Here is a 19,211-nt window from a genome sequence, read left to right as displayed (position 1 = left end):
GTTTCTTCGGCAGGTTTTGGATTAATCAATACATGGCATATCAGGAAGTGGCTATAGCCGACTTGCGACCCGGTGACTATGTGGTGCAAGTATTACAGCAAAATAGGGATGTTGCTGTTAAACATGCTGGTTGGGTGCGCACGGCCCAAGCCATTGAGTTATTGCGGCAAAAAGGCGTAAAGGCCGTACTAATTGACCCCGATAAAGCCCTGCCCGGCACCACCGAAGAATCACAACAAGCGCAGCCAGAAACGCCCTCTGCCACCGAACCTGCAGTAAAAGTACCGTTTTCTGACGAATGGCCCAAAGCCCAGCGCGCCCTGCAGCAAACACAACTTGTACAGCGCCAGGTTTTGGATGCTGCTCGCCAGCAACACCATATAGATTTAACTCTGGTTTATGAAGTGAGCGCTGGCCTGGCCGATTCTATTAGCCGGAACCAGGATGTATTGCTGTGTTTAAACCGCATCGCCGAGCAAAGTGACACCTTGCTGCAACACTGTATTAGCTGTGCGGTATACATGGCCGCATTTGCCCGCCACTTGAACCTACCGGATCACAAAACGCAATCATTGATCACCGCCTCTTTACTACATGATGTTGGTAAAGCGATTAACCAGGCCAAATTACAAGAAGAAGACCACCTGGCCATTGCTGCCAGCCTGCACGCGCTGCAAAAAACCGTAAAACTATCTGGCGAGGTATCGTTGTGGATCAGCCAGCACTGCAGCCATCTTGACGGCACTGGCTCGCCGAAAATCAGTGAGCGGCAAATCGATAAAGGCAGCAGAATGCTGGCAATTGTTAACAATTATGAAAAACTAACCTCGCCGTTACAAGGTAAACTGGGGCCGCTGGCCGCTTCACGCCAATTGCTGGAGCGCACACCGGCACAGTTAGACGCCGAGCTGTTGCAAATGTTTATTAAATGTATTGGTATATACCCGCCCGGCTCCGTAGTGAAATTAAGCAGTGGCAAGCTGGCATTAGTGCTGGAGAATAACCCGAAAAAGCCGTTATTACCCAAAGTAAAAGTGTTCTATCATAGTGTGCATCAGCACCATGTTCCGCCCAAAATACTGGATTTATCGCGTCAGCAGGACGAGCAGATTGACAGCTGTATCGATTTGAAAAAATACGGTTTGGATGTCAGAAACTATATTTAACCTAGCCTTTATCCACCTTATGGGGTGCGCCACTCACTTAGCGCCACCATACTAAACAACTGATTACCCAATTGCAGCAACACAAACTGTGGTGTGATTTCTTTAATGCGGATATCTGCGGTTACCCACTGACCTTCTTGTAAGGTTTTACCATTCACTTTTACCCAGCGCTGGTTCACCGCAGTCGCATACACATGAGCCTCGAAATGCAATGCCGGTATTTGCTGTTGTAACTGCCGGTCGAGGCTGCCGATATCGGTCGCCGGTGCATTACGATTACCACTCTGTTGCACTGGACGTTGCGGAAAACCTGCAGTGGCTTCTAAAGCCGAAGCAAATTTGTCGCGTAATTCGTCAGAGATTTCGGTTTCCGCTAACGGCTGCGGCTCGGCTGCAGGCGTACCAGCGGTCATAGTCGCAACGGCGGGCGGCGATTCAAACTGCTCGGTAATCTTTGCTGCAGGCTTAGTTAGTGCCGTGTCTAACTGACGCTGAAATTGCGTGACTGCCGCAGAATTATCCGCGCTGGTAATCGCCCCGGCGTCAACTGCCGGGCTGACATCAGCTGCAGTAAGGGCGGTTAAAATTGCCTCTGGTTGAGCTGGTTCAGCCGGTGTGACCTGGCCAATATTGGTAGCAACTTTGTCAGCGGGGGTTAACCAATAAGCCAATAAGGCACCGATACAGCTGGCTAGTAAGAGTGCCAGTACCAGTGCTACCTTAGGCCAAAATCCGCTACTGAATGTAGGCTCGGCGCTATTCTGGTGCTGTTGTTTCAGCGCCTGCATTAATATTGACATAACGTAGGTACTCTAGTGAGGTTGCAGTAATAACAAGAAAATCAATGCCAGACTAAAGCCGAGCACTATAGCGCAAACACCTAACACAGGCCAGAACCAGCGCGGTAACATCGCCGGCACTGATTTATCTGACAGCGGCAATATTTCTGCAGCGGCTTGTTTAACCAGTTTGTCACTTACTATAGCTTGCTGCTGGCTGTAAGCGCCAAGCAACGCCCTGTCTGCCATCAGGTTTAACAACCGCGGAATACCGCCACTGAGTTGAAATAGTCTTTTAACTGCCGCAGCGTTAAATACCGGCCGGCTACAGCCTGCTACCTGCAAGCGAAACTTTAGATAATGCTGCACTTCTTCTAAATTAAGTGGCAGCAAATGATAACGTGCCGTGATGCGCTGTGCCAGCTGCCGTAAGTCATTGCGTTTAAGCAGCTGCTGTAACTCTGGCTGACCAATTAAAATGACCTGCAACAGTTTTCGCGTGTTCGTTTCAAGGTTGGTTAGCAAACGCAATTGCTCTAACACTGCCGGTTGTAAGTGTTGTGCTTCGTCAATAATGAGCAGGGTATGCTTGCCGGCAGCGTGGTTTTTTAGCAAGCGAGCTTTTATTTTATCGCCCAGCAGTTTCAGGCTGGCATCGACTTTTTTATAACGAATTTTCAACTCATCGCAAATGGCCGCCAGCAATTCTAACTCGGATAAGGTCGGGTTTAAGATAAACGCCACTTCGGCGCGTTCATCCAGTTCCTGCAATAAACAACGCGATACCGTGGTTTTACCGGTTCCCACTTCACCGGTCAGCAGCACAAAGCCGCCGGCCTCACCCAAGCCATAACGTAAGTGCGCTAACGCTTCGGCATGGCGCGGGCTTAAATACATAAAATCAGGGTTAGGTGCAATCGAGAACGGGGCACTGGTTAAGCCGAAAAATCCGCTGTACATACTGCTTCCTGCTGGTGATGGCGCTGCCATGTGTTGCGACCGTGCATTTTGAAAGACGACGGGTATAATGGCAAAAAAATTGGCAACAGGAAAGCCGGTGCAACGATATCTGGTAGGTGGTGCAGTTCGCGACAGTCTTTTGGGTTATCCGTTTCACGAACGGGACTGGGTAGTGGTGGGCGCAACACCGCAGCAAATGCTGGATCTGGGCTATCAGCAAGTCGGTAAAGATTTTCCGGTATTTTTGCACCCCAACACCAAAGAAGAACATGCGCTAGCCCGCACTGAGCGCAAAAGCGGTAAAGGCTATACCGGCTTTAGCGTTTATGCCGCACCAGATGTGACGCTGGAACAGGATTTGCTACGTCGTGATTTAACCATTAACGCCATTGCCCAGGCCGATGATGGCAGTTTAGTTGACCCCTTTGGTGGCGTGGCCGATATCAAAAATAAAATACTGCGGCATGTATCCAACGCCTTTGCTGAAGACCCACTGCGCGTGCTAAGGGTAGCGCGCTTTTATGCCCGTTATGCCCATTTGGGTTTTAGCGTTGCCGCTGAGACCCTGGCACTTATGCAGCAGCTAAGCGACGAGTTAACCACCCTAACACCCGAGCGGGTGTGGCAGGAAACCGCCAAAGCGCTTAGTGAACAAACACCGCAGGCCTACTTCCAATTACTTTACGATACCGGCGCTTTGCAGGTATTAATGCCGGAGCTGTCAGCACTGTGGGGCGTACCCCAACCACCGCAATGGCACCCGGAAATTGACACCGGCGTGCATACCTTAATGGTGCTGCAGCAAGCCGCGGTTTTATCAACGCGGCTGGATATCCGCTTTGCCGCCCTGGTGCATGATTTAGGCAAAGGCGTTACCAAGCCGGAGTTGTGGCCCTCGCATCATGGCCATGAACACACAGGCTTGCCACTAATTAAGCTGCTGTGTGACAGGTTACGGGTGCCGAATGATTGCCGCGACCTGGCCTTGCTGGTATGCGAGTACCATCAGCTGGTACACCGTGCCCGCGAATTAAAAAGCAGCACGGTATTAAAACTGTTTGATGCCATAGATCTGTGGCGCAAGCCAGAACGCTTAGAGGCAATATTGCTAAGCTGCACGGCAGACTTACGCGGCCGCACCGGCTTTGAACAGGCCGAATATCCACAGGCAAATTACCTGCAAGCGCTGGCAACAGCGGCCCGGCAGGTAAACGCTAAAGACTTAGTGGCGCAGGGTTTAACTGGTGAAGCGATAAAGCAAGGCTTGCAGCGCTCGCGCTTAGCGGCAATAAAAGCCGCTAAACTGCAGTGGCCAACTTAAACAGCACCGTTTAATACCAATAACAACACGACGCCCAATATCAGCCGGTAAATAACAAACGGTAACATGCCCATGCGCTCTATAACTTTTAAAAATAAGTGAATACAAATAAAAGCGCTGACAAAAGACAAACCGGTGCCCAGCAGTATGGCGGTAATATCATAGTGGGTGGGCTCTGCCAGCAATTTGCTGCCCTGATAGCCACCGCTTAATATGATAATAGGAATAGACAATAAAAACGAAAACCGTGCAGCACTGACTCTGTCCAGCCCCAGCATCAGCGCTGCCGTCATGGTAATACCTGAGCGCGACGTCCCCGGGATCAAAGCGATAGCCTGCGCTATACCAATTAACAACGCTTGCTTCCAGCTCAACTGCTGCATGCTTTGCACTTGCTTTGCCGTGGCATCTGCCAGCCATAGTGCTAAGCCAAATACGATGGTAGTTATAGCGATAACATACGGCGAACGCAGGAAGGTCTCTATCAAATCAGCAGCCAGTAAACCAGCTAAACCGGCCGGAATGGTGGCTAATATCACCCACCAGGCCAGCTTACTCTCGGTGCTATGCTTACCAGCCAGGCTCTGAAACCAGCCCAGCGTTAACTGACTGATATCACGCCGAAAATACAACATTACCGCTAGCAAGGTGCCAACATGCACAGCAACATCAAATACTAGCCCCTGATCCTGCCATCCAAATACAGCAGAGGGCAAAATGAGATGAGCAGAGGATGAAATAGGTAAAAACTCGGTAAGCCCCTGAATAATAGCTAAAATAATAACTTCCACTGTACTCACTGCTTACTCCCAATTAAATGGCACCGGCCATATTTTTTGCTGTTTTGGGTATTGCTGCCACAATGCTGCGTAACTCTGGCCACTGCCAGGATGGATAACCTCTGGCGCAAGCTCGGCCAGCGGCCATAACACAAAAGCATTTTCGGTAATTTCAGCCCGTGGTAGTTCAACCGGTTGCTGGCAAATAACATCGTCATAGGTTAACAAATCTAAATCTAAGGTACGGCCGCTAAACTTAGCCGCTGTGCGGTCTCGACCATAACTGTCTTCAATTTGCTTAAACAATGCGACACAGTCTGCGATGGCCAAATCGGTATTGGCAGCCGCTACCATGTTGTAAAACGGGTCGCCGTTAAAACCGACCGCTTCACTTTCATATACCGACGACAACTGCAATGGGCCGAAGTATTGTATCAGGGCGCTTACTGCCGCCTGAATATGAAAGCTCCGGTTAGCGTTGCTGCCGATACTGATGTAAATCTGCGCCATTAACTGCGGCTCCGCACAATACGCACACCCACAGTTTGTGCCTGAGGCACTGCGCCGGGTTTGCTTACTGTTACATCAACTGAACAAGTGGCAAAGTCTGCTAACAACATCTGCGCCACCCGCTCTGCCACTGTTTCAATCAATTCTATCGGTTGTGCAGTAATCAGCGTGGTAACTTTCTCTGCAATAACAGCGTAATCCAACGTGAGTTTTATATCATCGTTAGCCGCAGCTTCACGCTGATCACTTGTTAGTGCCAGATCAAGCAATAAGCGTTGCTGAATGGTTTTTTCCCAGTCGTAAACACCGATCACGGTATCAACTTGTAGCTGTTTTATAAAAACTATGTCCATTCAGTTACATCCGCATTGCGTTATTTCTCGTTTCAGGTAGGCTGGTCGGATAGGAAAAACCGCGAAAACCCTAAACTCTGCAGGCCTTGAATCAGGCTGCAATCTTAACGTAAAAACTGGTGCTGAGGAACCGCCTTAATGACCCCGCTGATTGGAATTATGCTGCTGGCCGCTTATCTTTTGGGCTCTATTTCGTCGGCAGTGCTGGTTAGTAAGCTGTTTCGCTTACCCGATCCCCGCTTACATGGTTCCTGCAACCCCGGCGCCACTAATGTGCTGCGTTTAGGTGGTAAACTGCCAGCAGTATTAGTATTGGTATTTGATATATTAAAAGGCACTATTCCGGTGTGGGGTTCCTATTTCTTAAAAATTGAACCGCTATACCTCGGGCTAATTGGTATTGCTGCCTGCCTGGGACATATTTTCCCGCTTTTTTTTGGCTTTAAAGGCGGTAAAGCTGTCGCCACCGCCTTTGGCGCTATGATGCCAATTGGCTTGGATCTGGCAGGATTACTCATCCTCAGTTGGATTATTCTGGTTGCTCTAAGCGGCTACTCTTCGCTGGCGGCTATTGTTACCGTAAGCTTGGCGCCGCTTTTCACCTGGTTTATTAAACCGCTGTACACTATTCCGGTACTAATGTTGAGCATCCTGATTATTTTACGCCACCGCCATAATATCGTCCGGTTGTGGCAAGGTAAGGAAAGTAAAGTCTGGAATAAAAGCCAACGGATCAGGGAGTGAGCCAGAGTGGGAGTTGCAACCGAAGCCCCCACTGCTGACTGTCGCGGTACATCATTAAACCGCCGGCAACTGCTGCATTGGCCAGCGCGGTGTTACGCCGATAGTTAAATCCTGCTGCTGCCCCGCCGCTAAACGGTAATACCCCGCCAGCGCTATCATGGCGCCATTATCAGTGCAAAACTCTTTACGCGGATAAAACACCTCACCGCCATGGCGCTTAAGTAACTGCGCTAATTGCTGCTGTAGCGACGTATTGGCGCTCACGCCGCCGGCAATCACCAGGCGTTTGTAGCCGGTTTGCTGCAGCGCCCGCTCACATTTAATGACTAAGGTATCGACCACAGCCTGCTGAAAAGAGGCCGCGATATCGGCTTGCACCTGTGAACTACTGCCCTCTTTGGCTATGACATTCGCCGCTGAGGTTTTTAAACCGCTAAAGCTGAAATCCAAGCCGGGCCGGTCGGTCATTGGCCGCGGAAACTTATACTTTTTACTGTCTCCCTGCGTAGCCAGCTTAGCCAACAACGGCCCGCCAGGATAATCCAGCCCCATTAACTTGGCGGTTTTATCAAAGGCTTCACCGGCAGCGTCATCTATAGACTCGCCCAATAGCTCATAGCGACCGATACCTTCAACACCCACCAACTGGGTATGACCACCAGATACCAACAGCGCTAAAAACGGAAACTGAGGCGGATTAGCTTCCAGCATCGGCGCCAGTAAATGGCCTTCCATATGATGCACTGCCAGTGCCGGCTTATTCCAGGCCATTGCCAAAGAACGGCCGATAGCAGCACCTACCAGCAACGCACCAGCCAACCCCGGGCCGGCAGTGTAGGCTACGCCGTCAATATCGGCGGCAGTACAGTCTGCCTCGAGCAATGCTTGCTTAATTAACGGTATGGTTTTGCGGATATGGTCACGCGATGCCAGCTCAGGTACTACACCACCGTAATCGGCATGTAAAGGGATCTGGCTATACAGTACATGGCTTAATAATCCGCGCTGATCATCATATATTGCAATGCCGGTTTCATCGCATGATGTTTCTATACCTAAAACTCGCATCTGTGTCTCAAATCCGCTAAAATGGCGTCTATTGTATCGGCTCAGGTCACTCAGAGCCAGAGGATCGGATTTAGATCGCAGAACTGCTTTACATCGTCCTGTCTTTTTGCGTAAAATGCCGCACCATTTTTAATCGTATTGGTTCACAGATAACCAATTTGGCCCTGAGGTGAGAATTTAATGCCTGTTGTTAAAGTAAAAGAAAACGAACCGTTTGACGTAGCATTACGTCGTTTCAAGCGCTCTTGCGAAAAAGCTGGTGTATTAGCTGACGTTCGCGCAAAAGAATTCTACGAGAAGCCAACTTGGATCCGTAAGCGTAAAAAAGCAGCAGCTGTTAAGCGTCATGCTAAGAAGCTGTCTCGCGAAAACGCACGTCGCATCAAGCTGTACTAAGCCTAACGGGTTTTAGTCTCGCTTAGCGACACCGGTGCTGCCTGCTGCGCAAATTATGCCAGCAATGCTAACAGCAAATCAGCCCGATGTAACAGCGCAAAGTCGACATCTGCATACCGTGCCCGCAAGGCACGGTTTGTCTTTTTCTGAATAACGCCGAAGGAAAAAGGTGGCAGGACAAATCCCCAAACAGTTTATCGACGAGTTGTTGGCCCGTACCGACATCGTTGAATTGATTGATCAACGCGTACCGCTAAAAAAAGCCGGTAGAAATTACGCTGCCTGCTGTCCGTTCCACAGTGAAAAATCGCCGTCTTTTACCGTTAGTCAGGATAAACAGTTCTACCATTGCTTTGGTTGTGGTGCACATGGCAATGCCATTAGCTTTATGATGGAATTTGAACAACTCGAATTTGTTGAAGCCATTGAAGAACTAGCGCAACAGCATCATCTTGAAGTACCGCGCGAGCAAGGCACGGGCCCAAAGCGCCCGGCAGCACAAGCCGATGATTATCACTTGATGCAGCAAGCCGCCGAATTTTATCAGCAGCAACTGCAAAACCACCCAAACGCCGCCATGGTACAGCAATATGTCGCCAAGCGCGGCTTAACGGCGAAGACGCTGGCTGATTTTGCCATTGGCTACGCGCCCGACGGCTGGGATAACTTACTAAAACGGCTAAGCCCAACTAATAACAAAGCCCTTCGTGATCAGTTGTTTGAATTGCGGCTGATTAACCGTAACGATAATGGCCGGGAGTATGATTTTTTCCGCGAACGTTTGATGTTTCCCATACGCGACAAGCGCGGCCGCGTTATCGCCTTTGGTGGCCGGGTACTGGGTGATGGCACACCTAAGTATTTAAACTCACCAGAAAGCCGGTTGTTTCACAAAGGCCGCGAATTGTATGGCCTGTATGAGGTACGCCAACAACCTGGCCATGTCGAACAAATACTGGTGGTTGAAGGTTACATGGATGTGGTTGCACTGGCAGAGCACGATATCCGCTTTGCGGTAGCCTGCTTAGGCACTGCCACCACCTCGGATCATATGCATACGCTGTTTCGCTATACACCGAAGGTGGTGTGCTGTTACGACGGTGACCGTGCCGGTCGCGATGCCGCCTGGCGTGCTTTGCAAAGTGCCCTGCCGCAACTGAAAGACGGCGTAGAATTAAATTTTGTATTTTTACCCGACGGTGAAGACCCGGATTCATTGGTACAGAAAGAAGGCAAAGACACTTTTTTGCAACGTATAGCCAACGCCGTACCTCTGAACCAGTATTTTTTCGAGCACTTAGTGCAAGAGTTTGACCCCGCCACCGATGCCGGTAAATCGGCGTTGTCGGTAAAAGCGGCAGAACTTATCAAACAAATACCCAGTGAATTTTATCGTGATAGTTTAAGCGACAAACTGGCAAACCTGCTGGGTAAGCCGCGTGAACGCAGCAAAACAGTAGTTAGTAGAGCGGCAAACCGGGTAAAACCTGCCGCAATGAAAATAACTCCGATGCGCCGCGCTATTGGTTTATTGCTACAGTACCCCAATTTAGCTAGGGTGATGCCTGATGCGCCGGAACTGGGTGAGGCGAATATTCCCGGTATTGGCTTACTGCTGTCTTTGCAGCAACGCTTGCAACAACAGCCTGATTTAACAACAGCACAATTGATAGAACATTGGCGTGATTTACCCGAGCACAGCATTTTAATGACACTGGCAGCCTGGGATCACCAGATTGAGCAAGAGCAATTATCGCAAGAATTTGTTGATACTTTTCACTCAATAGAGGATCAGTATTTACAACAACGGCTGGAAGCACTGGAAAGAAAAGATAAGCTGCAGCAGTTAAGCAAGGCCGAATGGCACGAATACAAACTGTTGTTGCAAGCACTGAAAAGCAAAAAACCAAAGCTTGTGAACTAATGCGGCTGGCTAGAAAAGCCGCGCTTTGTTATAATCGCTAGTTCGCAATTTTACATTAATCAAATTGGTGGAAGATAAGTCTCTATGGAGCAAAATCCTCAGTCGCAGTTAAAACTCCTGATCATCAAAGGTAAAGAGCAAGGGTATCTGACCTTTGCTGAGGTGAATGATCACCTGCCACAAGACATTATCGATTCTGATCAGATAGAAGACATTATCCGCATGATCAATGACATGGGGATCCAGGTGTTTGAAACCGCCCCGGATGCCGATGATCTGATCATGACAGATGCCACCACAGATGAAGACGCCGTGGAAGAGGCAGCTCAGGCTCTGGTGAGCGTGGACAAAGAACTGGGCCGCACTACCGACCCGGTACGGATGTACATGCGTGAAATGGGCACCGTTGAACTGTTAACCCGCGAGGGCGAAATTGATATCGCCAAGCGGATTGAAGACGGTATCAACACAGTACAAAGCTCAGTAGCCGAATACCCTGAAGCTATCACTTATCTGCTAGAGCAGTGGGATAAATACGAAGCTGAAGAAATCCGCTTAAGTGACATCGTAACTGCCTTTATTGACCCGAACGACGTTGACGAAGCACCAATAGCGGGTAGCCATATCGGCTCTGACGTGCCGGAAGATCAGCTGGATGACAACGACAGCGATGATGACGAAGATGAAGACGGTGATTCTGACGACGGCGACACCGGCCCCGATCCAGAAATGGCGCGTGAGAAGTTTGGTGAACTGCGTACTCAGTACGAAGTTACCCGTAACTCTATCGTACAAAATGGCCGCGAACACGCAACCACCAAAGTCGAAATTGAAAAATTAAGCGAAGTATTCCGTTGTTTCCGCCTGGTACCAAAGCAATTTGACCGCCTGGTTAAAAACATGCGCGAAATGATGGATCGCGTGCGGGTACAAGAACGCATAGTAATGAAGCATTGCGTTGAATACGCTAAAATGCCGAAGAAAAACTTCGTTAAAGCTTTTACTGGTTCTGAAACGTCTACTGCCTGGTTAAGTGCCGAAATTGCCGCCAACAAGCCATACTCCGCCAAACTGCAAGACATGCAGGAAGAGCTGGTACGCAGCATTGAAAAGCTAAAAAAAGTAGAAGAAGAAACCGGCTTAAGTATCTTTAAAATTAAAGATATCAACCGCCGCATGTCGATTGGTGAGGCCAAAGCCCGCCGAGCTAAAAAAGAGATGGTTGAAGCTAACTTACGTTTGGTTATTTCTATCGCGAAAAAATACACCAACCGTGGTTTACAGTTCCTTGATTTAATTCAGGAAGGTAATATCGGCTTGATGAAAGCGGTGGATAAGTTTGAATACCGTCGTGGTTATAAATTTTCAACCTATGCCACCTGGTGGATCCGTCAAGCTATCACCCGCTCTATCGCGGATCAGGCTCGCACTATCCGTATTCCGGTGCATATGATTGAAACCATCAACAAGCTGAATCGTATTTCCCGGCAGATGTTGCAGGAAATGGGCCGCGAGCCATCACCAGAAGAATTATCAGAGCGCATGCAAATGCCAGAAGATAAAATCCGCAAGGTGTTGAAAATCGCCAAAGAGCCTATTTCAATGGAAACACCGATTGGTGACGATGAAGACTCGCATCTGGGAGACTTTATCGAAGATGCCACCGGTGAATCACCGTTGGACTCTGCTACCATGGAGAGCTTGAAAAACGCTACCAATGAAGTATTGGCCGGTTTAACCGCCCGCGAAGCTAAAGTACTACGTATGCGCTTTGGTATCGACATGAATACCGACCATACCTTAGAAGAAGTGGGCAAGCAGTTTGACGTAACGCGTGAGCGTATTCGTCAAATTGAAGCCAAAGCGCTGCGTAAACTGCGCCACCCTTCACGTTCAGAAGTATTAAAAAGCTTCCTCGACGAGTAATATTTGGCAATGACAAGAAAAGGCGCTTAACCGCGCCTTTTCTATTTAAATGGACATAAAGCTTAAAAAAGCAGCAGTCAACTGCACTTAGCCTAACAAGCCGGATGACAAAGGCTGCAAAAGTTTTTATACTGCCTGCCGCTACAAAAGTTCCAAGTGGCCCCCATAGCTCAGTTGGCTGAGGGGCGGTCGCCGCAAGGCGATGAGGGGTGACTTAACGTCACGCCAAAAGACACGAAGGCGAGACCGTGGATAGTTGAGCCGGAATGAAGCTACAGGATGTACCCAGGCAAATTTAAAAAAAGTTTCACATGGCCCCATAGCTCAGTTGGTTAGAGCGCTCGACTCATAATCGATCGGTCGCTGGTTCGAGTCCAGCTGGGGCCACCATCCCCTACCCTGCAAGCCTTTAAAATCAAGGCCTGTAGCGATTTCAGCAAATTTTTTTACACCTTTTTTTACACCCTGTATCTTAATCATGCATTCGTTTTTGTCCAATACTTTGTATTCTACGTAGCTGTTGCCAGTGTAGTTTGGGCTGGTTAACACCAATACAAGCATAAGAAAAAACCAAACAAATTGGTTTAAGAATGTTTTCTCGCAGTCCGACCCTGTCACAAGTCCGGTTTTCTTAGTGGTGTAGTAAGGAGATAGAATTGCAGACACTTTAATTCGAGCTGTAATGGGCTATGAGACGTTTAACTGCATCATCATACTCTGGGTATTTAGACGCAATGTATTTGTATTTTTCGCTTTTAAATTCACGCTGACGACGAGGTGATAAATCTTCGTATGCTTTCGCTTTATCACTAACCTTGCGGTTAAAAGCCTTCTCTGCCTGCCCCTCCCATACATTAATTTTTTGCAACAAGTCCAAGTTCAAATTGCGTAAGCGATGAAATGTAAACTTATTAAACTCAACTCTCTGCTCACAAAACTCCTCCCCTGATTTTTGCCCAGATGAAGCGACCAGAGAAGCTCGTACTAAATGAAAATCGTCATAAAAGTGGCTTTTACTTACCGTGTCTTTAACCACAGAGGGGAATAAAAATGGGTTTAGCTGTTGCTGATCAACGCTACGTTTATCGATAACAGCCTGAAGCAAAGGAATTAACTGTACCGGAAAGTAATAGTAGGCGGTTTTGATGTTTTTATGTTCGTGCCCTAATATCTTGACTAAACACTCGTCAAACTTTATGTCATTTTTCCTCAATAAAATCGACTTGTTCACTCGGGTAAAGAGTTGCTCTTGCAGCGTCATAAATAAAGCCAAATCAAATAACCCTAACTCAACTGCTCTACATAAGTAACTGACGTATGTTTTTAAGTTTGGCAAGTGTTGATAACTCTCTCTGTTTCTGCGAAGGTTCTCAATCGACCTGCCAAATTCAAGTTTTTCAACATTAGGATGATCATAAGCAAAATTTAAGGCAGCTTTCAGGCGTTTAACTAATTCATCCCGGTCAGAAGGCGTATCACTTTTTGCAGCTTTGTCGACAAAGATAGCTTCCAAATGGCATGTTTTAGCATCGCGTAAGTCAAGGTCCCCCCTCTTTACAGTTAAAGTAACGTTTAAATATATTTCTCGCTTTGCGCTTAGTGTCTTTAGAAGTCCAATCTTTATGCTCGAGTTCAAACAACAACAGCTGCTTCGGTGTTGTAATACGTGTTCTTACTGCATGCGGCAGCCAATTGATTATTCCGAAAATTGGCTTGGCTTTGTATTGCCTTAAAAAATTGCGATATGACTCTATGGCGAAGGTTAAAACCTGATCGTCGAACTCAGTGAGTTTCTGATGGGTGAGTAAAGTATGTCTATGGTTATTCGGCTTACCCTTTACAACAATCTCAATCACCGTACTTTTCTGGTTCACCCTAGCTCTAATGTATTTATACCCCGGCACTGAATGAGTACCCTGCGGTAATGATTTTAAGAAAAGTTTGAATTGCTCAGCACTTGCCAGGTGGTCAACGCTATTTTCAGCTGTTACCACAGCAGCAGTTTGTGCATCAGGATCGTTCTGAGTTACTGAAACATCTTTACCCTCTGCAGCAACTTCACCAGCATGCTGAATTTCAGGCTCGGATAGAGCCATAGAAGCGGTCTGTGCAACAGGTTCATTCTGATTAAACGGCGCAGGTTGAACCACAGAAGCAGTATGTACTGCAGGAGAAGGCTGAATTATCGGTCTAACTTGAGCCTCAGCATCCGCCTTCACCGGAGGAGCTGGTGTGGCTGCGGCTTCAGGCTGAATCGCAGCAGCAGCTTGCGTTGCAGGTGAAAGCTGAACTATTGGTCTAACTTGAGCCTTAGCATCCGCCTTCACCGGAGGAGCTGGCGTGGCCGTAGCGTCACCCTGAATCGAAAAGGCTGGTTGTTTTACAGGAGCAGGCGCAGCAAACAATTCGGTTTGCCGCTTAGTAGCAGCTTGAGCTTTATCAGCAGGCTGAACTTCAGGCTCGCCTTGAATCATTGAAACCGCCTGGGTAACAAGAGCTGGCTTAGTCAACGGAGCGGCTTGAACCATAGCATCTGCTTTGACTAATGGCTCTGCCTGTGAAACGTCAGCTTCCCGAGCCGCAGGTGCTGCCTGTTCTAATCGCCCGACCTTAGCATCCGCAGTACCGTCAATATTGGCGGGACCTGCCGGAGCGGGATTTTGCTCCCGAACGTCGTAATGCGCTGATGAAAGCCCAACCGTAGCATTGTTTAAAACTTTATTATCGCAACCAACTGATTCCAAGCTGCTGGACGGAAATGGTTGATTGTATGCATCCGACTTAATCTTGTCGGGGTCACGGCTTTCAACTAAATCAACTAATTTATGCCGCCAAAACAGCGGTTCATCTGCAAACAAGTAATCGACGGGGACTATATTTCTTTCTTTAAGCCAATATAAGATGAACTTCCTATCGAAACCCAGAATTCCTACCGCTTCAGTTAAGGTTACAAACGCAGCCATCCGTTTACCTGGGGGCGCAGCAAAGCCAGAGCTTCTGATATCAGAAGCTCCATCATATGCTCTTGCTGTAGACCCCATGCTTAACAACACACAACCTCTTAGCGCTTAGTGACCTCCCAGTCTGAAATAAAGGCTCAAGGTTCCTGCTTTTGCCGTCAGAAATAATGCTAACAACAAGATCTTCAAATCACCTAAATTACTAAGCATTTGCAAAATGAACATATCTACCTGATTTAAAATATCTTTTTCAGCCAAGTGTTTTTAGGATAAAAATTTTTTTCAAAAGTGCGGAAAATTTTTGTGTGTTGTTCCTAGTTACTCATGAGGCATGTAATTTTAAAAATGAGGACCACACAATGGATAACAGTAGTGCTATACGGGTATACCAGCGGGCTAGCAAGTCACCATGGGATGATGCCTCTACGTATTTACTAATGGCTAATACGAAGAAAGGCAGCGGAAGCGAACCGATATTTGAGGACTATATCTACCTACATCGCGACAAAGCCGGGCGTAACCTGGGTATCAGCATCAGCAAATCGCTGCGTGACAGACACTGCGCTGCGCAATACCTTGAGTGTGACGAGATGTACCGGGTATTGTCAGCTTGCTCAGCAGAGATTGCTGAGTTCTGTATACAGCATGCGGATGATTTTGAGGCCATATTCGGCTTACCGCCGGATATCTATATGGAAGTGGCTATGTATTACTGGGACATTATGACGAAGCGTTAACCTAACGGCGGGGAATCCCGCCGTTTCTTCTACACTACACCAACTGGCTAGGATATTATTCCATCTGGCTGCTATGCGCCAGAAGCCAGAGATACTAATGGCAGTCGCCAAATCACTGCTTTTTTCAGAAAGCGGTAAATGAATGGTTCTATAGTCTCAGTCGGTCTAGTCCAGATTGATAACTTGGTCAAAATTAAGTTCTTTGTTAAGAACAACCAAACTTTAATCTATCTGGAGGTTATAAATTTTATGTTTCGAAGGTATTAGTATTTAGATAGATACGTTTAAAACAAAGAATTTATAACAGCCGTTTGATACTCTTGTTGTCGAATTTGGTTTTTAATTCTGTCCAACTCTTGGTTTAGCTCAGCAATAGATAGCCCATCACTAATTTCGGCTAGCTCTTTAAGTTCTTTCTTAAAGATGTCTATTTGCCTTTTCCTTTCACCATTCAGCGCGGTTAAGTTCAAGACCCTAATGGTTTCATTTGCTCTATGTTTACTTTGTTCTGTGAGCCCTTCTTTTGCTTCAACTAAGCCCGTGTCCAAAAAACTGAAAAATAGAGAAGGGTCTTCGTTATCTGGCTTAATTAAATCATTCGGATCATATGCTCCGGGACCTTGAGGACCTTCCCGATCTTTGTAATGACCACATGTATTGCTAGTTGAGACACCGCAGCATCCAAATAGGTTATCCCATACGAAAGTTAAATGCTTATATGGCGCAGAGCCATCAGGTTTCTGGCCTTTGTGGAAAAAATGCTCAATATGCCCAGTACCTTGACAAGTAATGCGTTCGCAAAACGCACAAAACCTACCTTGCATCGCCTCAAATTTTTGCCAGATCTCAACACGACACGCTTTGCTTGGCTTTCTTGAAGTCCAGTCATGGGTTTGGTGATTATAATTTCCCAGTGCTGTTGGAGCGGGTTGAGGTCTATTTAACTTTCTCATCGTCAATTAGTCTCTCTGCAACCGGGCCTTCATTTCCCTTATGCGTATCTGACTTTCGCAGTCTGATACCACAGGATGGTCATTTCCAAAATGCGTTTTTATTCTAGTGAAAACTCTCTCTAAGGAAACTTGATCACCTGCTTGTAAATATCTTGAAAAATCATTTAGCCAACCGGCCTCTTCAAGTTTTTCTGGCGTTGAATTTGTCTCCATTATTCGGATAAGAATATCAGCGCTTGTAACACCTTTAGTCTGAAATCTTGGTGTAATGACAGTCAATTGACCGTTATCATCAACGCAAATCTGGCGAATGCATTTTTTATCAACTGTTGATAGAACCTGTGGGCTGTGCGTTGTGAGAATAAATTGAATATTCGGGAATGTTTTCTGAAGACCCAAAACAACTTCTTGCTGCCATTTTGGATGAAGGTGAAGCTCTATTTCATCTATTAAAACAACACCATTTGTATGTAACGCATTAGGTGAATCTGGATTTAATGTGACTAACCTTAAAGCCAGATCTCCAGACAACGCTAACAGCGATTTCTGGCCCTGTGACAACTGGGTAACATTTACGGTATTACCAAAATTTTCAAGCAGTATTCTCTGGTTTCCGGTGCTTCTATCAACTTGCAATTTTCTGACATCAGGCACTAGTGTCTCTATTGCTAAGTTTACCTTTTGAAGCATAAGTGAGTACCTAACAGATTGGTTACCCATCAAAGCTGCTAATTCACTTTTTGCAGACTTTAATTCATCAACCAATTCACTGTTTTCGATTAAGGATTTCCCTTTACTCAGCTTCTCTATTAAATTTTCTAAGTAGGATATATTCCTCTTCTTTTCAGCTACTTCTGGTGACATTTCCCCTTCAGCCAAATTGTAAAGCTCTATATATCTTCTCGAAAATTCTTCAAGTTGAGTGCTAGCTTCTAGGCCATCCCTCAGTGCATTAAAACGAGAGTTTGAAAGATCGGAAAAAGTCTTGTCTGATGAGAATTTGGGCAATCTGACATTTGATCTTTCGACTGAATAAAATGCAAAAAATGGTAGTTCGATCACTTTCTTTGAAGCGACTTCTCTATACATATCCCCCATGAGCTTAGATTGAGCGACAGAACTAGAAATACTGCCAGCGTATCCCTGAATAGGGAGTGCCAGTGAGATATCCATCGGACTTTTATCGCCCAATTTAAATCTCCCAACAATTTCTGAATAACTCTCACAATTTACATTTATGTCTGACTCGTGAATTTTCTTCCCATTCACATTACTTTTGACCAAGTTATGGCTAAACCAACTAAGTAGTTTCGCTATTGCTTCAGTAATACTGGTTTTACCTGCTCCGTTGTCACCGATGATAACTGTAATATTACTATCGAATTGGATCTCAAAATCCTCAAATCGTCTAAAGTCATAGAGCCTAATGCTATCAATACTGAAATATGACTTAGATAAGTCGTCTACGATCATTTCAAAATATTTTTTTGACAACTCGTCGCTTGCTGCCTCAACATTTTTACCTGAGCTATAGCTCTCAAAAAGTTGAAACATTGAAAGCAAGTTTCCTTTTTCTGCATTGCTTTTCAAATTCTTAATAGCTTTTCTGAAGTTCTTGTGTTGATTATCCATTTTGTTCCTCAAATATTTGAGATATCACAGCGGATGAATACTTTGCTTCCAATCGCTTAATAAAATCCGGCTCAATATGACTAGAAAATGCGAGCAATCCTTTTAGCTGCAAAATGGTTTCTTGATCAATTTGTTTAGTTTGATAGTGATGCACTAAGTGTTTGATATAACGTTTCCTTTCGCGCCCCAAAGATAGCTCGCTCTTATTATTAATAGTTATTCCGGTAATATGGCGATTATGGGCCATCGAAGAGAAAACCGTCTTTCTCCTGTTAATAATCATCGAATTTCCAAATAACAAGGTTAGAAATTCGGTTACTGCTTTAGGAATATCAAACAGAATATCCTTCTCATTCGTTGAGAAAGTGAGATCGTCTGCATAACGTGTATAAGTGATATTGAGTGTTTCACATTGTTGAGTGACTAACTCATCAAACTGGTACATAAAAAAATTAGATATCAATGGAGAGCTGGGTGCTCCAATACTGAGTATTAGTTTCCCCTTTGAAGACTTACTTGGAGACCAAAATAAAAGCCGCTCCATTAGTACCTTTTCACGTTTGGCCGGGAGAGTATAATGTTGCTGCCAGACGTTCCAGAATAGTTCGTTAGAGATTGAATTAAAAAAGTTTTTTAGGTCAATTTTTAATAGATAGCGGTTTTTACAGTGCGCTTGAGCATTATCTTTAATACTCAGTCCTTCTCTGTAGGCCATCGCTGCACTGTGAATCTTTAGCTTATATATCGATAGAAAAGTACGCTGGTATTCTTTTAATTCACGCGAAGGTTGGGCTATGACGCGATGTCCAGATGTGCGTTTTGGAATGGTGTACACTTTGTATTTTAGTGGTGCGCTAGCTAAAAAGCTGACCACTTCTGGTTCGCTTTTGCTTAATTTGGCAGCTAGTGTAGCTATAAATTCCATTATTCAGTCCAAAAAAAAGCCCACGAGCAATGCTAATGGGCTTTGCTCTTTACTAGAGGAAGCGATATGTTCGCAACC

General features: G+C 46.2%; 18 protein-coding genes and 1 tRNA gene. 8 read left to right on the top strand and 11 right to left on the bottom strand.

The features are described from left to right. Positions 1 to 32: 32 nt before the first annotated feature. On the top strand, positions 33 to 1,166 hold the full coding sequence (locus tag I4W93_RS12195) for a cyclic di-GMP phosphodiesterase (protein WP_205311515.1): 1,134 nt from the start codon (positions 33 to 35) through the stop codon (positions 1,164 to 1,166). A 17-nt stretch (positions 1,167 to 1,183) separates the two neighbouring features. Here the strand turns inward: I4W93_RS12195 and I4W93_RS12190 are convergent, their stop codons facing one another. Together I4W93_RS12190 and I4W93_RS12185 are read right to left on the bottom strand one after the other, a co-directional pair. Further along, entirely contained in the window at positions 1,184 to 1,966 is a 783-nt protein-coding gene (locus tag I4W93_RS12190) for a general secretion pathway protein GspB (RefSeq protein ID WP_205311516.1), read from the bottom strand. 12 nt (positions 1,967 to 1,978) lie between these two features. Then, complete coding sequence (locus tag I4W93_RS12185; RefSeq protein ID WP_205311517.1) at positions 1,979 to 2,905, bottom strand: ExeA family protein; 927 nt, start codon at positions 2,903 to 2,905, stop codon at positions 1,979 to 1,981. Between the two features lie 97 nt (positions 2,906 to 3,002). Between I4W93_RS12185 and I4W93_RS12180 the strand changes: the two genes are divergently transcribed. Further along, the gene (locus I4W93_RS12180) at positions 3,003 to 4,226 is read left to right on the top strand and encodes a multifunctional CCA addition/repair protein (RefSeq protein WP_205311518.1); all 1,224 of its coding nucleotides are present in this window, start codon (positions 3,003 to 3,005) and stop codon (positions 4,224 to 4,226) included. On the opposite strand, the gene I4W93_RS12175 is transcribed toward I4W93_RS12180, so the two are convergent. Genes I4W93_RS12175 through folB form a run of 3 tightly spaced genes read right to left on the bottom strand, consistent with a single transcriptional unit; the run spans position 4,223 to position 5,868 of the window. Next, positions 4,223 to 5,026, bottom strand: a complete 804-nt coding sequence (locus I4W93_RS12175) for an undecaprenyl-diphosphate phosphatase (protein ID WP_205311519.1) — start codon at positions 5,024 to 5,026, stop codon at positions 4,223 to 4,225. The two genes, I4W93_RS12180 and I4W93_RS12175, sit on opposite strands and share 4 nt — an antisense overlap. 3 nt (positions 5,027 to 5,029) lie before the next feature. Further along, positions 5,030 to 5,515 (bottom strand): 2-amino-4-hydroxy-6-hydroxymethyldihydropteridine diphosphokinase, encoded by a 486-nt coding sequence (folK, locus tag I4W93_RS12170; protein WP_205311520.1) that lies wholly within the window; start codon positions 5,513 to 5,515, stop codon positions 5,030 to 5,032. Then, positions 5,515 to 5,868: a dihydroneopterin aldolase gene (gene folB, locus I4W93_RS12165; protein WP_205311521.1), complete on the bottom strand. Its 354-nt coding sequence runs from the start codon at positions 5,866 to 5,868 to the stop codon at positions 5,515 to 5,517. The genes folK and folB overlap by 1 nt, the downstream gene beginning before the upstream one ends. A gap of 138 nt (positions 5,869 to 6,006) precedes the next feature. On the opposite strand from folB, the gene plsY reads away from it, so the two are divergent. Further along, entirely contained in the window at positions 6,007 to 6,612 is a 606-nt protein-coding gene (gene plsY, locus I4W93_RS12160) for a glycerol-3-phosphate 1-O-acyltransferase PlsY (RefSeq protein ID WP_205311522.1), read from the top strand. A gap of 54 nt (positions 6,613 to 6,666) precedes the next feature. Here plsY and tsaD read toward each other — a convergent pair whose 3' ends face one another. Next, the gene (gene tsaD, locus I4W93_RS12155) at positions 6,667 to 7,680 is read right to left on the bottom strand and encodes a tRNA (adenosine(37)-N6)-threonylcarbamoyltransferase complex transferase subunit TsaD (RefSeq protein WP_205311523.1); all 1,014 of its coding nucleotides are present in this window, start codon (positions 7,678 to 7,680) and stop codon (positions 6,667 to 6,669) included. Between the two features lie 180 nt (positions 7,681 to 7,860). On the opposite strand from tsaD, the gene rpsU reads away from it, so the two are divergent. The 4 genes from rpsU (at position 7,861) to I4W93_RS12135 (ending at position 12,316) form a co-directional block, all read left to right on the top strand. Beyond that, positions 7,861 to 8,076, top strand: a complete 216-nt coding sequence (rpsU, locus tag I4W93_RS12150) for a 30S ribosomal protein S21 (protein ID WP_027671378.1) — start codon at positions 7,861 to 7,863, stop codon at positions 8,074 to 8,076. Positions 8,077 to 8,245: 169 nt separating this feature from the next. After that, positions 8,246 to 10,000, top strand: coding sequence for a DNA primase (dnaG, locus tag I4W93_RS12145; RefSeq protein ID WP_205311524.1), 1,755 nt, complete (start codon positions 8,246 to 8,248; stop codon positions 9,998 to 10,000). Positions 10,001 to 10,084: 84 nt separating this feature from the next. Continuing rightward, complete coding sequence (rpoD, locus tag I4W93_RS12140) at positions 10,085 to 11,926, top strand: RNA polymerase sigma factor RpoD (RefSeq protein ID WP_205311525.1); 1,842 nt, start codon at positions 10,085 to 10,087, stop codon at positions 11,924 to 11,926. A gap of 313 nt (positions 11,927 to 12,239) precedes the next feature. Then, positions 12,240 to 12,316 (top strand) — tRNA-Ile (locus tag I4W93_RS12135). Positions 12,317 to 12,593: 277 nt separating this feature from the next. Here the strand turns inward: I4W93_RS12135 and I4W93_RS12130 are convergent. Both I4W93_RS12130 and I4W93_RS12125 read right to left on the bottom strand, forming a co-directional pair. Beyond that, positions 12,594 to 13,439, bottom strand: a complete 846-nt coding sequence (locus I4W93_RS12130) for a hypothetical protein (RefSeq protein ID WP_205311526.1) — start codon at positions 13,437 to 13,439, stop codon at positions 12,594 to 12,596. 25 nt (positions 13,440 to 13,464) lie between these two features. Continuing rightward, positions 13,465 to 14,889 (bottom strand): hypothetical protein, encoded by a 1,425-nt coding sequence (locus I4W93_RS12125; protein WP_205311527.1) that lies wholly within the window; start codon positions 14,887 to 14,889, stop codon positions 13,465 to 13,467. Positions 14,890 to 15,245: 356 nt separating this feature from the next. Here I4W93_RS12125 and I4W93_RS12120 point away from each other — a divergent pair, with 356 nt between their 5' ends. Then, complete coding sequence (locus tag I4W93_RS12120; protein ID WP_205311528.1) at positions 15,246 to 15,623, top strand: hypothetical protein; 378 nt, start codon at positions 15,246 to 15,248, stop codon at positions 15,621 to 15,623. Positions 15,624 to 15,907: 284 nt separating this feature from the next. Here the strand turns inward: I4W93_RS12120 and ptuB are convergent, their stop codons facing one another. Genes ptuB through I4W93_RS12105 form a run of 3 tightly spaced genes read right to left on the bottom strand, consistent with a single transcriptional unit; the run spans position 15,908 to position 19,133 of the window. Further along, a complete protein-coding gene (gene ptuB, locus I4W93_RS12115; protein WP_205311529.1) occupies positions 15,908 to 16,576 on the bottom strand; it encodes a retron Ec78 anti-phage system effector HNH endonuclease PtuB in 669 nt (222 codons plus the stop codon). A gap of 6 nt (positions 16,577 to 16,582) precedes the next feature. Further along, on the bottom strand, positions 16,583 to 18,208 hold the full coding sequence (ptuA, locus tag I4W93_RS12110; protein ID WP_205311530.1) for a retron Ec78 anti-phage system effector ATPase PtuA: 1,626 nt from the start codon (positions 18,206 to 18,208) through the stop codon (positions 16,583 to 16,585). After that, positions 18,201 to 19,133: a retron St85 family RNA-directed DNA polymerase gene (locus I4W93_RS12105; RefSeq protein ID WP_205311531.1), complete on the bottom strand. Its 933-nt coding sequence runs from the start codon at positions 19,131 to 19,133 to the stop codon at positions 18,201 to 18,203. The genes ptuA and I4W93_RS12105 overlap by 8 nt, the downstream gene beginning before the upstream one ends. Positions 19,134 to 19,211: the final 78 nt, after the last annotated feature.

The organism is Rheinheimera maricola, assembly GCF_016918075.2.
GTDB classification, from domain to species: domain Bacteria; phylum Pseudomonadota; class Gammaproteobacteria; order Enterobacterales; family Alteromonadaceae; genus Alishewanella; species Alishewanella maricola_A.
The sequence above is the reverse complement of the archived record's forward strand: the minus strand, read 5'-3'. Positions and strand labels throughout refer to the sequence as shown.

Bases quoted from the DNA above. Each gene is read 5' to 3' on its own strand.
- I4W93_RS12195 (WP_205311515.1), top strand. From the start codon at position 33: ATGGCATATCAGGAAGTGGCTATAGCCGACTTGCGACCCGGTGACTAT.
- I4W93_RS12190 (WP_205311516.1), bottom strand. From the start codon at position 1,966: ATGTCAATATTAATGCAGGCGCTGAAACAACAGCACCAGAATAGCGCC.
- I4W93_RS12185 (WP_205311517.1), bottom strand. From the start codon at position 2,905: ATGTACAGCGGATTTTTCGGCTTAACCAGTGCCCCGTTCTCGATTGCA.
- folK (WP_205311520.1), bottom strand. From the start codon at position 5,515: ATGGCGCAGATTTACATCAGTATCGGCAGCAACGCTAACCGGAGCTTT.
- folB (WP_205311521.1), bottom strand. From the start codon at position 5,868: ATGGACATAGTTTTTATAAAACAGCTACAAGTTGATACCGTGATCGGT.
- plsY (WP_205311522.1), top strand. From the start codon at position 6,007: ATGACCCCGCTGATTGGAATTATGCTGCTGGCCGCTTATCTTTTGGGC.
- tsaD (WP_205311523.1), bottom strand. From the start codon at position 7,680: ATGCGAGTTTTAGGTATAGAAACATCATGCGATGAAACCGGCATTGCA.
- rpsU (WP_027671378.1), top strand. From the start codon at position 7,861: ATGCCTGTTGTTAAAGTAAAAGAAAACGAACCGTTTGACGTAGCATTA.
- rpoD (WP_205311525.1), top strand. From the start codon at position 10,085: ATGGAGCAAAATCCTCAGTCGCAGTTAAAACTCCTGATCATCAAAGGT.
- I4W93_RS12125 (WP_205311527.1), bottom strand. From the start codon at position 14,889: ATGGCTGCGTTTGTAACCTTAACTGAAGCGGTAGGAATTCTGGGTTTC.
- I4W93_RS12120 (WP_205311528.1), top strand. From the start codon at position 15,246: ATGGATAACAGTAGTGCTATACGGGTATACCAGCGGGCTAGCAAGTCA.
- ptuB (WP_205311529.1), bottom strand. From the start codon at position 16,576: ATGAGAAAGTTAAATAGACCTCAACCCGCTCCAACAGCACTGGGAAAT.
- ptuA (WP_205311530.1), bottom strand. From the start codon at position 18,208: ATGGATAATCAACACAAGAACTTCAGAAAAGCTATTAAGAATTTGAAA.
- I4W93_RS12105 (WP_205311531.1), bottom strand. From the start codon at position 19,133: ATGGAATTTATAGCTACACTAGCTGCCAAATTAAGCAAAAGCGAACCA.